This is a genomic window from Aquabacterium sp. J223, from assembly GCF_024666615.1.
In the GTDB taxonomy this organism is placed as follows: Bacteria; Pseudomonadota; Gammaproteobacteria; order Burkholderiales; family Burkholderiaceae_C; genus J223.
Genome location: NZ_CP088297.1, coordinates 2,116,946 through 2,133,104, shown reverse-complemented (window position 1 = coordinate 2,133,104; position 16,159 = coordinate 2,116,946). Strand labels below are relative to the sequence as shown.

At 73.8% G+C, this 16,159-nt stretch carries 12 protein-coding genes, 1 tRNA gene and 1 pseudogene; 5 read left to right on the top strand and 9 right to left on the bottom strand.

Annotation, left to right across the window (positions count from 1 at the left end; all coding sequences use genetic code 11):
- Positions 1-31 precede the first annotated feature (31 nt).
- Entirely contained in the window at positions 32-1,345 is a 1,314-nt protein-coding gene (locus LRS07_RS10280; RefSeq protein ID WP_260501821.1) for a hemolysin family protein, read from the bottom strand.
- Positions 1,346-1,425: 80 nt separating this feature from the next.
- Between LRS07_RS10280 and LRS07_RS10275 the strand changes: the two genes are divergently transcribed.
- Together LRS07_RS10275 and LRS07_RS10270 are read left to right on the top strand one after the other, a co-directional pair.
- Positions 1,426-2,307, top strand: a complete 882-nt coding sequence (locus LRS07_RS10275) for a symmetrical bis(5'-nucleosyl)-tetraphosphatase (protein ID WP_260501820.1) — start codon at positions 1,426-1,428, stop codon at positions 2,305-2,307.
- A tRNA-Ser gene (locus tag LRS07_RS10270) sits at positions 2,271-2,358 on the top strand. Before LRS07_RS10275 ends, LRS07_RS10270 begins: the two co-directional genes overlap by 37 nt.
- A gap of 11 nt (positions 2,359-2,369) precedes the next feature.
- Here the strand turns inward: LRS07_RS10270 and LRS07_RS10265 are convergent.
- From LRS07_RS10265 to LRS07_RS10245, 5 genes are all read right to left on the bottom strand, one after another.
- The gene (locus tag LRS07_RS10265; RefSeq protein WP_260501819.1) at positions 2,370-2,927 is read right to left on the bottom strand and encodes a sugar O-acetyltransferase; all 558 of its coding nucleotides are present in this window, start codon (positions 2,925-2,927) and stop codon (positions 2,370-2,372) included.
- A gap of 78 nt (positions 2,928-3,005) precedes the next feature.
- Complete coding sequence (gene tesB / locus LRS07_RS10260) at positions 3,006-3,878, bottom strand: acyl-CoA thioesterase II (protein WP_260501818.1); 873 nt, start codon at positions 3,876-3,878, stop codon at positions 3,006-3,008.
- A gap of 22 nt (positions 3,879-3,900) precedes the next feature.
- On the bottom strand, positions 3,901-5,505 hold the full coding sequence (locus LRS07_RS10255) for a GGDEF domain-containing protein (protein ID WP_260501817.1): 1,605 nt from the start codon (positions 5,503-5,505) through the stop codon (positions 3,901-3,903).
- Positions 5,506-5,606: 101 nt separating this feature from the next.
- Complete coding sequence (locus LRS07_RS10250) at positions 5,607-7,871, bottom strand: putative bifunctional diguanylate cyclase/phosphodiesterase (protein WP_260501816.1); 2,265 nt, start codon at positions 7,869-7,871, stop codon at positions 5,607-5,609.
- On the bottom strand, positions 7,868-8,314 hold the full coding sequence (locus LRS07_RS10245) for an Hpt domain-containing protein (protein WP_260501815.1): 447 nt from the start codon (positions 8,312-8,314) through the stop codon (positions 7,868-7,870). Before LRS07_RS10245 ends, LRS07_RS10250 begins: the two co-directional genes overlap by 4 nt.
- A 186-nt stretch (positions 8,315-8,500) precedes the next feature.
- Between LRS07_RS10245 and LRS07_RS10240 the strand changes: the two genes are divergently transcribed.
- The 3 genes and pseudogenes from LRS07_RS10240 to LRS07_RS22240 all read left to right on the top strand — a co-directional run.
- The gene (locus LRS07_RS10240; RefSeq protein ID WP_260501814.1) at positions 8,501-9,652 is read left to right on the top strand and encodes a PAS domain-containing protein; all 1,152 of its coding nucleotides are present in this window, start codon (positions 8,501-8,503) and stop codon (positions 9,650-9,652) included.
- 5 nt (positions 9,653-9,657) lie between these two features.
- On the top strand, positions 9,658-10,218 hold the full coding sequence (locus LRS07_RS10235) for a sensor histidine kinase (protein ID WP_260501813.1): 561 nt from the start codon (positions 9,658-9,660) through the stop codon (positions 10,216-10,218).
- A 940-nt stretch (positions 10,219-11,158) separates the two neighbouring features.
- Positions 11,159-11,287 (top strand): annotated as a pseudogene (locus LRS07_RS22240) (PEP-CTERM sorting domain-containing protein); the annotation flags it as partial.
- Between the two features lie 27 nt (positions 11,288-11,314).
- Here the strand turns inward: LRS07_RS22240 and LRS07_RS10225 are convergent.
- Genes LRS07_RS10225 through LRS07_RS10215 form a run of 3 tightly spaced genes read right to left on the bottom strand, consistent with a single transcriptional unit; the run spans position 11,315 to position 16,132 of the window.
- Positions 11,315-11,932 carry a response regulator gene (locus LRS07_RS10225; protein ID WP_260501811.1) on the bottom strand — a complete coding sequence of 206 codons (618 nt, stop codon included), beginning with the start codon at positions 11,930-11,932 and terminating at the stop codon, positions 11,315-11,317.
- Positions 11,932-14,925, bottom strand: a complete 2,994-nt coding sequence (locus LRS07_RS10220) for a PAS domain S-box protein (protein WP_260501810.1) — start codon at positions 14,923-14,925, stop codon at positions 11,932-11,934. The genes LRS07_RS10225 and LRS07_RS10220 overlap by 1 nt, the downstream gene beginning before the upstream one ends.
- Before the next feature lie 7 nt (positions 14,926-14,932).
- Positions 14,933-16,132: an EAL and HDOD domain-containing protein gene (locus LRS07_RS10215; protein WP_260501809.1), complete on the bottom strand. Its 1,200-nt coding sequence runs from the start codon at positions 16,130-16,132 to the stop codon at positions 14,933-14,935.
- Between the last annotated feature and the right edge of the window lie 27 nt (positions 16,133-16,159).

Below are 16,159 nucleotides of genomic sequence, written 5' to 3'. Positions count from 1 at the left end.
CGGTCAGTCTGCGTCGTCGACAGGCACCCGCTCAGCCGCCATCGGTCTCCTCGGCCACCTCCGGCAGCCGTTGCACCAGCACCTTGTCGACCCGCTTGCCGTCGAGGTCGATGACCTCGAAGCGCCAGCCCTCCCATTCCACCGCATCGGTGGTCTCGGGCAGGCGGCCGAGCAGCAGCATGACCATGCCGGCCAGCGTGTTGTAGCGGCCGCGGTCCTCCTCGGGCAGCGCCTTCAGGTCGAGCCGGTCCTTGAGCTCGGGCACCGGGATCAGGCCGTCCATCAGCCAGCTGCCGTCGTCGCGCTGCACCGCCCAGCCGTCGTCGCCGGTGGGCGTGGTGAACTCGCCGGTGATGGCCTCCAGCACGTCGCGCACGCTGATGACACCCTGCACCACGCCGTACTCGTCGACCACGAAGACGAGCTCGCTGGACGAGACGCGGAAATGGTCCAGCAGCTCCATGCCCGACAGCGTCTCCGGCACGAAGACGGCCGGCCCCAGCAGGTCCTTCAGCGCCGGCCGCTCGCCACGCGCCAGCGCCGCCAGCAGCACCTGCGCCGAGACCACGCCCAGCACTTCGTCCAGCCCGCCCCGGCAGACCGGGTAGCGCGCCCGGCCGTGCTGGGCGATGGCGGCCATCACGGCGTCGAAGGGCGCGTCGGCGTCGAGCCAGTCGACGTCGCCGCGCGGGATCATCATCGAGCCCACCTGCCGCTCGTCGAGGCGGAAGACGTTGCGCACCATCTGGTGCTCCTGCTCCTCGATGACGCCCATCTCCAGGCCTTCTTCCAGGCTGGCGGCGATCTCCTCCTCGGTCACGCTGCGGCCGACGCCTTCGTCGCGGATGCCGAACAGGCGCAGCGTGGCCTCGGTGGTCACCGTCAGCAGCTTGACGAAGGGCCGGACCACCATCGACAGCAGTTCCATCGGCCGCGCGACGCGGCGGGCCACCTGCTCGGGGTACAGCTGGCCCAGCCGCTTGGGCACCAGCTCGCCGAAGATGATGGTGAGGAAGGTGATGACGATCACCACCAGCGCGGTGCCGGCGAGGTCGGCGGTGCGGGTCGACAGCGACAGCGTGGCCTCCAGCCAGCGCGCGGTGGGGCGGGAGAAGGCGGCCTCGCCGACGATGCCGTTGAGCACGCCGATGGAGGTGATGCCGATCTGCACCACCGACAGGAACTTGGTCGGGTTGTCGTGCAGCGCCAGCGCCGCCGCGGCACCGGCCTCCTTGGCCTCCGCCATCACCGCCAGCCGCGCCTTGCGCGCGGCGGTGAGCGCCATCTCCGACATGGCGAAGGCACCGTTGATCAGGATGAGCAGCAGCAGAAGGACGATGTCCATGGGCGCGCGGCGTGCAGGCCCGTCAGGGCGGCCGCGAAGGCAGGGCGAAGGGCCCGCGGCAGCGTAGCAGAATCGCCCGCATGGACTTGCTCATCGGCGACGTGCAGGGCTGCTGCGACGCGCTGGACCGGCTGCTCGAGGTGAGCGGCTTCTCGCCCTCGCGCGACCGGCTGGTCGTGCTCGGCGACCTGATCAACCGCGGGCCGCAGTCGCTGCCCACGCTGCAGCGGCTGCGTTCGCTCGGCGCCTCGGCCACCTGCCTGCTCGGCAACCACGACCTGCACTTCCTCGCCGTCGCCGCCGGCGTGCGGCGCGAGCACCGCAGCGACACGCTGGCGCCCATCCTGGCCTCGGCCGAACGCGCGGCCTGGGTCGACTGGGTGCGGCAGCGCCCGCTGGCCGTCGAGCACGCCGGCTGGCTGTGCTTGCACGCCGGCGTGGTGCCGCAGTGGGACGCGGCACAGACGCTGGCGCTGGCGGCCGAGGTCCAACACCTGCTGCGCGGGCCCGACCTCTGCGGTTTCCTGCAGGTGATGTACGGCAACGACCCGGACCGGTGGGACGACGCGCTGGCCGGCGCCGACCGCTGGCGCTTCGTGGTCAACACCCTCACCCGCATCCGCTTCTGCAGCGCCGACGGCCGGCTCGAGCTGAAGGTCAAGGAAGCCGCCGACCGGGCGCCCGAGGGGCTGATGCCCTGGTTCGACGTGCCCGGCCGCAGGAGCGCCGGCACGCCCATCGCCTTCGGCCACTGGTCGACGCTCGGCCTGCTGCAGCGGCCCGACCTGCTGGCGCTGGACACCGGCTGCGTGTGGGGCGGACAGCTCAGCGCCATGCGCGTCGACGGCGGCCGGCGCGAGCTCATCCAGGTCGCGTGCGCACAGGCGCAGGCGCCGGGACGACCTGAGACAATCGACGCCGCAGCGGAGGCTTGGGGGAGCGGTTTAACCCAGCAGTCTTGAAAACTGCCGGCCCGCAAGGGCCCGTGAGTTCGAATCTCACAGCCTCCGCCAGCGCCCCCAGCTCACCCCTCCAACTCGCGCACCACCCGGCACGGGTTGCCGGCCGCGAACACGCCGTCCGGCACGTCGCGGGTGACGACGCTGCCGGCCCCGATGACGGCCCGTGAGCCGATGCGGACGCCGGGCAGGACGATCGCGCCACCGCCGACCCAGACATCGCTGCCGATGTCGACCGGCCGGCCGAACTCCTCGCGGCGGCGCCGTGCGGCGTCCATGGGGTGCAGCGCGGTGTAGACCTGCACCGCCGGCCCGAACAGCGTGAAGTCGCCGATGCGGACCCGGCAGACGTCGAGCACCACGCAGTTGACGTTGAAGAACACCCGCTCGCCGAGCTCGATGTTGGCGCCGTAGTCGCAGAAGAACGGCGGCTGCAGCCAGACCGAATCGCCGCCGCGGCCGAACAGCGACTGGGCCAGCCGCCGACGCTCGTCGGTGTCGGCCTCGGCACCGGTGTTCAACGCCTGGCACAGCTGCCGGGCCCGTTGGCGGCGCGCCACCAGGTCAGGGTCCAGCGGCTGGTAGGGCTCGCCGGCCAGCATCTTCTCGAGTTCGGTCTTCATGGGCGTCGCGGCCGACTCGCTGCTGTCCCGTGCCTCTGCGCGCGTTCGATTCGGCGAAGCCGGTGCGCGGCGACCGAGTCAGGCCGCCGCCGGCGGGGGCACGCGGCGCACCAGCCCTTCCTGCGCCATCGACGCCACCAGTCGGCCGTCGCGCGTGAAGGCCTGGCCGCGGCAGAAGCCGCGGGCGCCGCCGGCGCGCGGCGACTCGGTGGCGTAGAGCAGCCAGTCGTCGAGCCGGAAGTCGCCGTGGAACCACATGGCGTGGTCCAGGCTGGCCACGCGCAGGCCCTTGTCCATGAAGCTCAGGCCGTGCGGCAGCATGGCCGTTCGCAGCAGGCCCCAGTCCGACGCATAGGCCAGCAGCGCCTGGTGCAGCAGCGGCTCGTCGGGCAGCGGTTCGCGGCAGCGCATCCAGCTCTCGAAGCGAGGCGGCATCGGGGTGGGCTGCAGCGGGTGGAAGGTCTGCACCGGCCGGATCTCCAGCGCGGTCGGCTCGAAGAAGCGGCGCAGCGCCGCCGGCGCGCGGGGGGCGAACTCGCGGCGCAGGTCGTCCTCGCTGCGCAACGACTCGGGAGGCGGCACCTCGGGCATCGCGTCGGCGTGTTCGACGCCGGGTTCGGGCGTGTGGAAGGACGCCGCGAAGTTGAAGATGCGCTGGCCGTGCTGGATGGCCACCACCCGTCGGGTGGTGAAGCTGCCGCCGTCGCGGATGCGCTCGACCTCGTAGACGATGGGCGCGCGCTTGTCACCCGGCAGCAGGAAGTAGGCGTGCAGCGAATGCACCGAGCGGTCCCCCGGCACGGTGCGGCCGGCGGCCATCAGCGCCTGGCCCAGCACCTGGCCGCCGAAGACCTGCGGGCTGCCGATGTCGGCGCTCTGCCCGCGGAAGAGGTTGTGCTCGAGCGGCTCGACCCGCAGCAGCGCGATCAGGTCCTGCGGCGACATCTGCATCGGTGGCTCCTCGTCGGTGGGGTCAGGCGGCGCACGTGCGGTTCTTGCCGGTGCGCTTGGCTTCGTACAGGGCCTCGTCCGACCGCTCCAGCGCCACCTCCAGCGATTCACCGGGCCGCCACTGCGTGATGCCGGCGGAGAAGGTGACGAACACCGGCTGCGCGTCGTGCAGGAAGAGGCTGCCCGACAGGCCGCGCTGCAGCCGGGTGAGGATCTGCCGGCCTTCGTCGACGTCGGTGCCGGGCAGCAGCACGACGAACTCCTCGCCGCCGTAGCGGGCGATCAGGTCCTGCGGCCGCAGCGACGCCTTCACCTGCTCGGCCAGCGCCTTGAGCGCGGTGTCGCCGGCGGCATGGCCCAGGCTGTCGTTGAGCTTCTTGAAGTTGTCGACGTCGAGCAGGCCGATGGCCAGCGGCGCCGGCTCGCGCTCGATCTGCGCGCGCTGCTGCTCGAAGGCCTGCACCAGGCCGCGCCGGTTGGCGATCTGGGTCAGCGTGTCGGTGGACACCTCGTCGGACAGCCGGCGCAATTCGCCCTCGAGGTCGCGCACGCGCTGCTCCAGCTCGGCGGCGCGGTCGTGCTCGGCCTGCAGGCGCGAACGGGTGTCGCCGACGCGCTGCTGCACGGCCCGGCTTTCCTCGACCATCTCGCGCACGGTGCCGGCCAGGCTGTCGAGCGAATCGGCCCGCTCGATCACTTCCGCATAGCGGCCCAGGCTGTCGGAGAAGCGGCCGGTGTGCCGGTCCAGCGTTCCCAGCTCGGCGAGCAGCCGTTGCAGCAGCGCCTTCAGCGCCTCGCGCGCGCGGTCGCGTTCGCCCTTGAGCTGCTGCTGGCGAGCGCGCGTCTGCGCCAGCAGGTCGACCGCCGAGCGCACGCCGCGGGTGCTGAGCCGCTCGTCGCCCAGGCGCAGCTGCAGCGCCTGCGCCTGGCCCTGCGCCCAGCTGTCGTCCTCCGCCAGCTCGACGATGCCGCCGGCCATCTCGCGGCACAGCGTGGCGAGTTCCTCGACCAGGTGGTGGCGGTGCTGCAGCAGCCGGCGGGCGCGTTCGCAGGCGTCGTCCAGCGCCGCCAGCAGGTCGGCCGTCGGGCCCTGCGCGGCCAGGCCGTCGGCGAGGCCGGCCAGTTCGTCGGCCAGCGCCAGCGCCCGCGGGTCGTCGGTCGGCAGCGCGGCCGCCACGGTGCGCTGCAGCGGCGGCACCACCCGCGGCCACTGGTCGGCGCCGGCCGACGCGGCGGGCTGCGGCGCCGCCACGGCCGGCTGGAGGACGGCGCCCTCCCCGGTGCCGGGGCCGGCCTCGACCTCGATGCCGCTGTCGTCCTGGTCCGATTCCCAGCCGGCGAGCAGCTGGCGCAGCCGCTGGGCCAGCCGCTGGTCGTCGCGGCGGGCACCGTCCAGCACCCGCTGCAGGCTGTCCTTCTTGCGCGCCGCGGTCCACTGGCGGCCGCCCCGTTCCAGGCCGCGGGCGATGCGCTCGATGAGCGGCGCCCAGTCGGCCGTGGGCGCGGGCTCGGCGGGCGGGGTCACGGGCGCGGCGGTCGCCGGCGGCGGCAGGCCGGCCTCCTCGGCATAGGCGCGGGCGTAGTGCTCGGGGGTGGGCTCCAGCCGCGCGGCGGCCAGGCGGCGCAACGCGCCCTTGGCGATGGCGGCCGGCGACAGCGCCGGCTCGGCAGACGGGGGGCGCGCCGCGCTCGGTGGACCGGTTCATCGCAACCACGGCGGGCGCCGGCTCAGGCGCCACTGACCAGCCGCGGCCCCTCGCTGGCCAGCTCGCCGGCACGCAGCTCGTCGGCGCGGCCGATCCACGGCGCCTTGCGCGGCAGCACGGTCTGCTTCAGCCACTGCTCCAGGTCGTCCGGCGGGATGGGCCGGCTGAAGAGGAAGCCCTGCATCACCGTGCAGCCCAGGCGGTGCAGCACGTCCATCTGGCGCAGGTTCTCCACGCCCTCGGCGACGACGCGGATGCCCAGCGAACGGGCCAGCGCGATGATGGCGGTGACCACCGCCGAGCTCTGCGGCGTGATGCCGAGGTCGCGCACGAAGCTGCGGTCGATCTTCAGCTCCGAGATGGGCAGCGTGGTGAGGTAGGCCAGCGACGAATAGCCGGTGCCGAAGTCGTCGATCGAGATCTCGACGCCGATCTCGTTCAGCCGGTGCAGCGACGGGATGACGTTCTGCAGGTCCTTCATCAGGCCCGTCTCGGTGATCTCGAGCTGGATCGCGCGGTGCGGCACGCCGTAGGCGGTCACCGCGTCGTGGATGGTCTCGACCAGGTCGGAGCGCTCGAACAGGCGGTTGGGCAGGTTGACCGCGATCGAATCGGCGAAGCCGAAGTTCACCTGCCACAGCCGCGCCTGGCGCGCCGCCTCGCGCAGCGCCCATTCGGACAGCGGCACGATGAGGCCGGTCTCCTCGGCCAGCGGGATGAAGTCGCCGGGCGGCACCAGCGTGCCGCCGCGCTGCCAGCGCATCAGGGCCTCGGCGCCGACCATGCGGGCCGCGCGCACGTCGATCTTCGGCTGGTAGTGCAGCACCAGCTCGTCGCGCTCGATGGCCTTGTGCAGCGCGCTTTCCAGCTCGAGCTTCTCGCGGCCCTGGCCGGCGAGCATGGGGCTGTACAGCGTGGCCGAGTTGCGGCCCTGCGACTTGACCGAGTACATCGCCACGTCGGAATTGCGCAGCAGGTCGGCCACCGTGGCGCCGTCGCGCGGGAACATGGCGATGCCGACGCTGGCGGTGACGAAGCACTCCTGGCCGCCGACGAAGATCGGCTCGCGCATGACCTCCAACACGCGGTTGGCCACCCGCTCGGCGTCGCGCTCGTCGGCCACCTCGGGCAGCAGGGCGACGAACTCGTCGCCGCCCAGCCGGCCCACCGCCTCCAGGCTGCGGTGCGACCGCGCGCCCATGGCCTCCAGCGTGCCGTCCATCACCTGGTCGCTGTGGCGCACGCAGCCGCGCAGCCGGCGCGACACCTCGACCAGCAGCTCGTCGCCGGCGGCATGGCCGAGGGTGTCGTTGATGATCTTGAAGCGGTCGAGGTCGATCAGCAGCAGCGCGGCCGGGTGGCCCAGCCGCCGCGCCAGCTCCAGCGCGCGCTCGGTGCGGTAGATCAGCTGGCGCCGGTTGGGCAGGCCGGTCAGCGCGTCGAAGTTGGCCAGGTGGCGGATGCGGTCCTCCGCCAGCCGGCGGTCGGTCACGTCCTGCACGATGCCGGTGTAGCCGATGCTCTGGCCGTGCTCGTTGAACTCGGGCTCGGCCTCGACGTGGACGATGCGCTGGCGGCCGTCGAGCAGCGTCACCGGCACGTCGGTGGCCAGCACCGACGCGTTGCTGATGGCGTCGTGCAGCACGCGCAGGAGCAGCCGTCGCTCCACCGGCGGCACCAGCCGCAGCACCTCGCGCAGGCTCAGGCGCTCGTGCGGCCCGAGGCCGAACACCCGCAGGCCCTCGGGCGACATCGACAGCCCGCCGGCGTGCGGATGTGCATGGGAGGTGTCGGCGCGGCGCCAGTCGAAGCTGCCCATGCGGGCCAGGTCCTGGGCGCGGGCGAGCTTGGCCTTGCTGCGCTCCAGCTCCTGCCGGGTGCGCGACGACCGCAGCAGGTAGTGCAGACGGCCGGCCAGCAGGCTCCACTGGGTCGACTTGACGAAGAAGTCGGTGGCGCCCGCCCGGTAGGCGCGCTGGATGGAGGCGTCGTCGTCCAGGCCGGTGAGCATGAGCACCGGCATGTTCTCGAAGCCGGGCAGCTCGCGCAGCCGGCGGCAGGTCTCGAAGCCGTCCATCCCGGGCATCAGCGCGTCGAGCACGATGATGTCGGGCGGCTCGGCCAGCAGGCCCAGCGCACGCTCGCCGCTGGCCGCCTCGGTGATGACGAACCCCCGCTCGCGCAGCGCGATGCCGGTGAGCATCAGGTTCACCTCGTCGTCGTCGACCAGCAGCACGCGGGGCTGCTCGCGCAGGTCCTCGTCGGCGAAGGCGGTGGGCAGGTTCATGTTCTACCGGCAAGCGCAGGGCCCAGCAGGGCCAGCAGTCGCTCGCTCTCGACGACCATACCATCGAGCCACGGTGTGAGTCCGTCGACTTGTTCCTGTCGGATGCGCGCTTCGATCTCCGCGCAGCTGCGCGACAGCTCGAGGGCGCCGACGCTGGCCGACGACGACTTCAGCGTGTGCGTCACATGGCGCACCTTCGACCAGTCGCCCGAGCTGCGCGCCTCGTGCAGGTCGACGAGCAGCCGCTGCAACGATCCCTCGAAGGCCTTGAGCACCCGCGGCAACAGGCCGGCCGCCCCGGTGGGGTCGAGCTGCCGCAGCCGCTGCACGGCGTCCGCGTCGAGCGTCGCCAGCAGCCGGTCGAGCGGCGTGGCGCCGCCGGCGCCGGACGGGTCGGCGACCGGCGCGTGGGCGATCGGGAAGGGCAGGCGGCACAGCAGCATGGTGGAAGGCGGAGAAGCGGTGGCAGTGGACGCCGCCGACAACTGCCGGCCGCAGACCACAGCGTAGCGCGAGCCGGCCGCTGCCGGGGCGCGTCGCCTGCACAGGACGCCACCGGTGCATCGGCCGGCGGCGGGCGAACTTGAGCGGCGCGGCAGGGCCGCGAGGGGCCTCCCTACAATCGCCCGATGCCTGCCGAGCGCGATCCCGCCCTGCCGCCCATGGCCGTCGGTGGCAGCGGGCGGGGCCGTGGTCCCGGCTGGGCCTGGCCCGCCGCCGCCCTGGCGGTGTTCGGCGTCGCCGGCCTGCTGGCGCTGCTGCTGTCCGACGGCAACGGCACCGAGGGCGGTGCGGTGGTGCTGTCGTCGGTGCTCGCGCTGACGGCGGTGCCGGCCGTCGCCGGCCTGGCCGCCGTCGCCGCCCACCAGTGGACCGCCCGCCGCTACGCCGCCGCGCTGCGCGAGGCGCGGCTGACGCTGCAGCTGCAGCCGCAGTTGCTGGACCAGTGGCAGTGGCGCACCGACGTGGCCCACCGGCTGCAGGCCTGGACGCCGGCGGTGGGGGCGCCGGCGGTGCACTGGTCGGCCATCGGCCGCACCGGCCAGCCGCTGTGGGACGGCTTCGAGACCGAGGACGGCCAGGACGCGCTGCGCCAGCGGCTGCAGGCCCAGCAGCCGCTGCTCGACGTCGAGGTGCGTCAGCGCGGCGGCCCGGGCGCGGTGTCCACCTGGCGGCTGCGCGGCGTGCCGCGCTACGACGCCGAGGGTCGCTTCGCCGGCTACCTGGGCACGGCCCGGCCGATCGACGTCGAGCGCGCGCAGCAGGGCGACCACGCCGCCCTGCTGCTGCTGCTCAAGGCCTGGCCGGGTCCGGTCTGGCTGCTCGAACAGCCGCATGCGGGCGCACGCTGGACGCTGGTCCACAGCAACGACGCGGCGGCGCAGCTGCTGCCGCGGCGCCCCACGCCCGAGACCACCGACCTGGAGGCCCTGACGGCCGCCCTGCCCGACGGCCTGGGCCCGGCCCTGGCGCCGCTGGTGGCCAGCGGCGGCAGCGCCACCGTCGGCGACTGGGAGGCCCGGCTGGAGCACAGCGCCGACCGCGGCGACGGCGCGCCCGCCCTGCTGCTGCTCGGCCTGCTGCCCCGGGCGACCGCGGCCGCCGGCGCCGAGCCGGCCGAGCAGGCGTCGTTCATCTACACCATCTCGCACGACCTGCGCGCGCCGATCCGCGTGGTGGAAGGCTTCACCCGCATCCTCAAGGAGGACTACGGCCGCCTGCTGGACCGCATCGGCAACGACCACTTCGACCGGGTGCTGGGGGCGGCCGCGCGCGCATGAACACGATGATCGACGCACTGCTGTCGCTGAGCGCGCTGTCGACCCAGCCGCTGCAGCGCCAACCGGTCAACCTGTCGCAGCTGGCGCGCTTCATCGTCGACGACCTGCGTCGCCAGTCGCCGCAGCGCACGGTGCAGGTGGACATCGCCGACGGGCTGGGCGCCACCGGCGACCCCACCCTGCTGCGGCTGGTGCTGGAAAACCTGCTCGGCAACGCCTGGAAGTACAGCACCAAGCGCGAAGCCGCTCAGATCGCCTTCGAGGCGACCGAGCACGACGGCCGCGCCGCCTTCGTCGTGCGCGACAACGGCGCCGGCTTCGACATGCGCTTCGCCGACCGCCTGTTCGGCGTCTTCCAGCGGCTGCACAGCGCCAACGACTTCGCCGGCACCGGCGTGGGCCTGGCCTCGGTGCGTCGCATCGTGCGCCGCCATGGCGGCGACGTCTGGGCCGAGAGCGAGGTCGGCCAGGGCGCCCGCTTCTACTTCACGCTGCCGGGGGCGACCGCCAGCGCGCCGAGCCGGCCGGTGTCCCTCGTCGGGACTGGTACGTACACGGAACGTTAATTGCCCCCTGTGCCGCGCTCGCCTCGCGGGCGAGCGTCCAAGAAACGCACAGGAGACATCCGTGACCCCTTCCCATCAAGCCGTTCCGGCCGCACGCGGCTGGCTGGCCGCCGCCGGCGTGGTGCTGGCGTTCGGCGCCACACCGGCCGCCGCCGTCGAGACCATCGTCTTCATCGGCAACAGCTTCACCTACGCCCAGGGTTCGGCGGTGCAGACGTACCGACCGTCCACCGTCACCGACCTCAACGGCACCAACATCGGCGGCATCCCGGCGCTGTTCAAGTCCTTCACCGCGCAGGCGGGCCTGGACTACGCCGTCAGCCTGGAGACGGTGGGCGGCAGCGGCCTGGACCTGCACTACAACACCAAGCGGTCCCTGCTCGACCGGCCCTGGGACCACGTGGTGATGCACACCTTCTCGACGCTGGACGCGGCGCGGCCCGGCAACCCGGCGACGCTGCTGCAGTACAGCGCGCTGTTCGTCGGCCTGTTCGAGCGGCAGAACCCGAACGTCGACATCAACCTGATGGCCACCTGGTCGCGCGCCGACCAGACCTACCCGCGCACCGGCGCCTGGTTCGGCCAGGACATCTACGCCATGTCGCGCGACGTGCGGGCGGGCTACGAGCTGGCCGCGGCCACCGTGCCGGGCATCGACGGCGTCATCCCCGTCGGGGCGGCCTGGGACCTGGCGTGGCGCACCGGCTACGCCGACCCCAACCCCTACGACGGCATCACCGCCGGCCAGCGCAACCTGTGGGCCAGCGACAGCTACCACGCCAGCCTGTACGGCAGCTACCTGGAGGCGCTCACCGTCTTCGGCAGCGTCACCGGCCTCGACCCGCTGAGCCTGGGCGCCGACGAGCAGGCCGCGCGCGACCTCGGCATCGCGCCGGCCGACGTGCTGCGCATGCAGCAGCTGGCCTCGACCACCCTGCAGGTGGCCGCGATCCCGGAGCCGGAGACCTATGCGCTGATGGCGCTGGGGCTGGGTGCGATCGGCCTGGTGGCGCGGCGCCGTCGGCAGGCCGCCGTGGCGACCCCGGTGGCCGAACCGGCGCTGGCGTAGTCGGGCCCGGCGGCCGGGCGGGACCGCTCAGGCCCCGCCGGCCGCGGCCAGCAGTTCCACCGCGTCGACCAGCTTCTCGGCCTGCGCCTGCAGCGACCGGCCCTCCTGGTCGGCCTGGCGGCGCAGGCGTTCGAGCGCCTCGGCGCGGGCCAGCGAGTAGCGGTGCATCAGCACGCCGACGGCGATCGGCACCGCGTCCGTCAGCACCCCGGGCGCGGGCACCGGCGGCGCGGCCGGCCGCGCCCGCTCGGCGGCGGCGCGGCCCAGCGCGGCCTCCACCGTCGGCACGATCTGCGACACGTCCAGCGGCTTGACCAGGTAGGCCAGCGCGCCCAGCGCCTTCACCTGCTGCAGCGTCTGCGCATCGGAGAAAGCCGACAGGAAGACGAAGGGCACCTGCAGGTACTCGCGCAGGTAGGCCGCGACGTCGAAGCCGGTCTTGCCCTCCATGCGGATGTCCAGCAGCGCCAGGTCCGGCCGGTGCTCGCGGGCGAGCAGGATGGCGTCGTCGCCGTTGTCGGCGTCGATCACCTCGTAGCCGGCCTGCCGCAGGCCGTGCACCACCGTGGCCAGCACCAGGCGGTCGTCGTCGACGACGAGGATGCGCCCCCGGGCCTCGCCCGGCACCTGCCCTGTCGTCGCCATCAGCCCTCCCGCCGTCGTTCGTCGATGGCGGAATTGTCCGTGAGGCGGCCGGCCGGCGGCGTCGGGAGTTCTTGCGTCCGACCGGGCGCGGCGCGCCGCACCGAGGGCGGCAGCAGCACCACCCGGGCGCAGACGTCGCCGCCGTCGGCCTCCAGGCTGAGCGTGGCGTGGCGCCGCGGCAGCAGCGCGCGCACCAGGCCCAGGCCCGAGACGCCGCCGCGCAGCACGCCGATGGCGAAACCGTCGGGCAGCGTGCCGGGGTTGCGCACCTCCAGCGTCAGCCGCTGCGGCTCGCTGAGCAGGCGGCAGCGCACCGGGGCGGTCCCCGGGCCGTGCTTGATGGCGTTGGTCAGCAGCTCGTTGAGCGTCAGCGCGACGGGGATGGCCTCGGCCTCGGGCAGCGACCAGTCGGCCGGCGCCTCGCCCTCGATCACCACCACCACCTCGCGGCCGAACACCCGCTGCACCGAACGGCTGACCGCCTGCAGCAGCTCGGTGGCCTGCAGCGGTCCGGCAGCGCCCACCTGCAGCCCGTAGACCTGGGCGATGGCCTGCACCTGGCCCACCGCCTCGGTGATCACCGGGGCCACCGCCGGCTGGCGGTGCGCCAGCTGCTGCATCAGCCCGGCCACGCCCTGCAGGTTGTTCTTGATGCGGTGGTGCACTTCCTTGACCAGCATGTCGCGCTGGGCGACGGCGGCCTCCAGCCGCGCCTGCTCGGCCGCCCGCTGCTCGGTGACGTCGCTGGCGACGAACAGCAGCTGCTCGGCGCGGCCGTCGGCCGCGGTCAGCGCCACGTAGCGCGACTCGAAGATCCGGGTGCGGCCGCCGCTGGTGCGCGGGTACTCGCGCACCAGCGCGCCGCCGCGCAGCGGTGCCTGCTCCAGCGCCTGCTCCAGGTCCTGCCGCACCTGTTCGAAGAAGCCCGGCTCCAGCAGCCGCTGCAGCGGCTGGCCGACCGCCCGGCCCACCGGCGTGCCGAGGAAGGCGCCGGCCTGCTGGTTGATCTGCTGCACCCGCCAGCTGTGCGCCTCCAGCAGGCCGATGGCCAGCGGCGCGGTCTCCAGGATGCGCTGCAGCGACGCCTGCGTCTGCGCGATGCTCACCTCGGCCTGGCGGCGGCGTTCGATGTCCAGCAGGGCGAAGGTGAGCTGCTGGCCGGCGGCGTCGCGCGTCAGCACCGCGTTGCCGACCACCCAGAAGGTGCGGCCGTCGCGGCCCTGCAGCCGGCATTCGAAGCTTTCGCTGCGGCCCTCGCCCAGGCGCAGGAAGCGGTCGGTGCGGCGCAGCGGGTGGTTGGGCTCCGGCGTGGCGACGGTGGCGATCGGCTCGCCGACGAAGTCGGCCAGCTCGCCGCCGAACATGCGCCGGGCCGAGCGGTTCATCCACTCGATGCCGTGCTCGCCCACCGTGACGATGCCCACCAGCACCGAATCGAGCAGCGCCCGGTTGCGCTCGGCCTGCAGCGCCAGCGCCTCGCGGGCGCGCTGGCGCTCGTCGATGTCGACGAAGGAGCAGATGACGCCGGCCGCCGGGTCGTTCTCGTCGACCAGGCGCTCGCTGACCTGCACCCACAGCAGGCTGCCGTCGCGCCGGCGCAGCCGCCGCTCCTCGACCAGCCGGCCGGTGCGCGCCAGCACAGGCTCCTGCTGCTCGCGGTAGCGGGCGAAGGCGGCGAGGCTGTCGAACAGCTCGGCCATGTCCAGCCCGGCCAGCTCCGCCGGCGCGTAGCCGGTGAGCGCGGCCAGCGCGGGGTTGGCCCGCTCGATGCGCCCGCTGCGCAGGTAGGCGATGCCGGCGGCCGAGCCGTCGAGCAGCGTCGACAGCTCGCGCAGCAGCTGCTCGTTGCGGGCGTCGGCCTGCTCCTGCTCGGTGACGTCCAGCGTCACCACCGACCGCGTGCGCCGGCCGGAGGCCAGCTGCCCCGGCTCGACCCGCGTCAGCAGCCAGCGCAGGCCGGCCTGGGGGTGGCGCACGGCGTAGCGGACCTCGGCCCGCTCGCCGCTCTTCAGCGCCTGCTGCAGCCGCTCGTACTCGGGCAGCGAGGCCGGCTCCACCAGCTCGCGGCTGATGGCCTGCAGCCCGCTGGCGCCGCCGCGCCCGGGCGCCTGCCGGGCCGACGCCCCGGCCTGCGAGGTGACCCAGCCGTGCGACTCCTCGAAGGTGGCGACGCCGATCGCCGCGGTGTCCATCAGGGCGCCGATCTCGAGGGCCGCCAGCTCGCGGTCCTCCTCGGCGCTGCGGTCCTCGACGACCGCCATGAAGCGACGGCGCGAGCCGCCGGCGGCGAAGGGGCGCACCAGCGCGCGCAGGCGCAGGCGACGGCCGTCGGGCAGGTGCAGCGAGGCGCTGCGTTCGCGCGGCGCGGCATCGGCCGCGTCGTGTGCCGACGGCGGCCAGCCCAGCAGCTCGCGCAGCGCCGGCGGCGCGGCCTGCAGCACCGTGGGCGCCTCGCCCACCAGCGCCTGGAAGGCGGGGTTGCAGCGCAGCACCAGGCCCTCCTCGTCGAAGACCACCAGGCCCAGCGGGCTCAGGTCGAACCACTGCGCCAGCTCGGCGCCGCTGCGGTCGGCCTGCTCGCGCGCCACCCGCTCGGCGGTGCAGTCCTGCAGCACCACGAGCACCAGCGCCTCGCCCTTCAGGCCCGTCATCGCCAGCTCGGTGCCGCGGCACCAGCGCTCCTGGCCGTGGGCGTCGACCAGCGCCCGCTCCTCGTTGCGCGTGGCCGGCGGCCGGTCCAGCGGCGGGCGCGGCGGCGCGGCGGCGAGGGCCTCGACGTCGTAACCGCTCCAGTCGGTGAAGGCGGTGTTGGCCGCCAGGCAGCGGCGCTGCGCGGCATCGAGCAGCACCGCGAGGAACGGCGACTGCCAGAGCAGCCGCGCCAGTTCGCGGCCGGCGCCCTCGGCCAGGCTGGGCGGCGGCTCGGTGTCGCCGCCGGGGGCAGTGGCGGTGGCGGCGCCCGGGCGGCTGCCCTTCAGCGGACCGAAACGCACCGCGCGGTCAGTCCAGCTGGGCCGCGGCGGCGAGGGCCCGCAGCAGCGCCCGGTTGACCTCCTGCACGCTCATCATCAGCTGGTCGGCGGCGGCCCGGATGTCGAACAGCGACTCCTGCTCCACCGCGCGGACCACGTCCAGGTAGGGCTGGAAGGGCCCCTGGCCCTGCACCAGCGCCTGGTGCACCCGCTCGGGCACCGGGATCGACTTCAGCAGCTCGGCGAAGGGCTGGCGCATCATCTTGTCGAGCAGCGAGAAGACGCCGCAGATGAAGGCCTCGCTGCGCAGCTCGTCGTCGCCGCCGGCGGCGCGCGACAGCTCCTCCATCAGCAGGCCGCGGCGCACGGCGGCGAACATCACCGGCCGCATGTCCGGCTCCTGGCTGGCCGAGGCCAGCAGCAGCGCCAGCCAGCGCTTGAGCCGCTGGTAGCCCAGCATCATCAGGGCATGGCGGAAGGAGCTGATCTCCACCGACAGGCCGAAGGCCGGCGAGTTGATGTAGCGCATCAGCTTGAAGGCGAGCGTGGGGTCGCGCTTGAGCGTGGCCTCCATGCGCTCGCCGGGCTCGCCCTTGTCCACCCGCTGCATCAGCTCGACCACGGTCTGCATGTCGGAGCGGGTGCCGCCCTTGTCGGCGCCGGCCTGCAGCACGTCGTCGACCGGCCAGCCGAGCACGGCGACGACGTCGGGGCGCTGCAGGCACTGGCCCATCTCGCCGACGGTGCGGATGCCGGACTGCACCACCGGGATGGCCCGCGGCGCGCCCTGCAGGGCACCGGCCTGGGCGCGGCGGTCCTCCGACAGGTCGACGATGGCGTAGCGGAAGCAGGCCAGCAGCGCCTGCGGCAGCGGCTTCAGCGGCACGCCCTTGATCAGCAGCGTGTTGCCGCGGCCGTAGAGCTGCCGCAGCGCCTCGGTGTGGCCCTCGTCGCCGGCCATGAAGGCGGGCACCTCGACCATCAGGTTGGGCGCCGGTGCGGCGCCGAGCAGCTGGGCCAGCAGCTGTTCGCCGGCGATGTTGAGCACCACCTTGCCGCCGGCCTCGGGCCAGGTGGCGGCCACCGCGGCGAGCAGCTCGGCCGCGTCGACCTGCAGGTCCGGGCGCACCGGGAACACCGTCAGCCGGGTGGCCATGACGCTGCGGGCGCGGTCGATCATCGGCGAATAGCCGAGCACCACCTGTCCGAGGATGGGATGGTCGTTCATGGAAGGTCCGGGTGGGGGCGCGGCGAC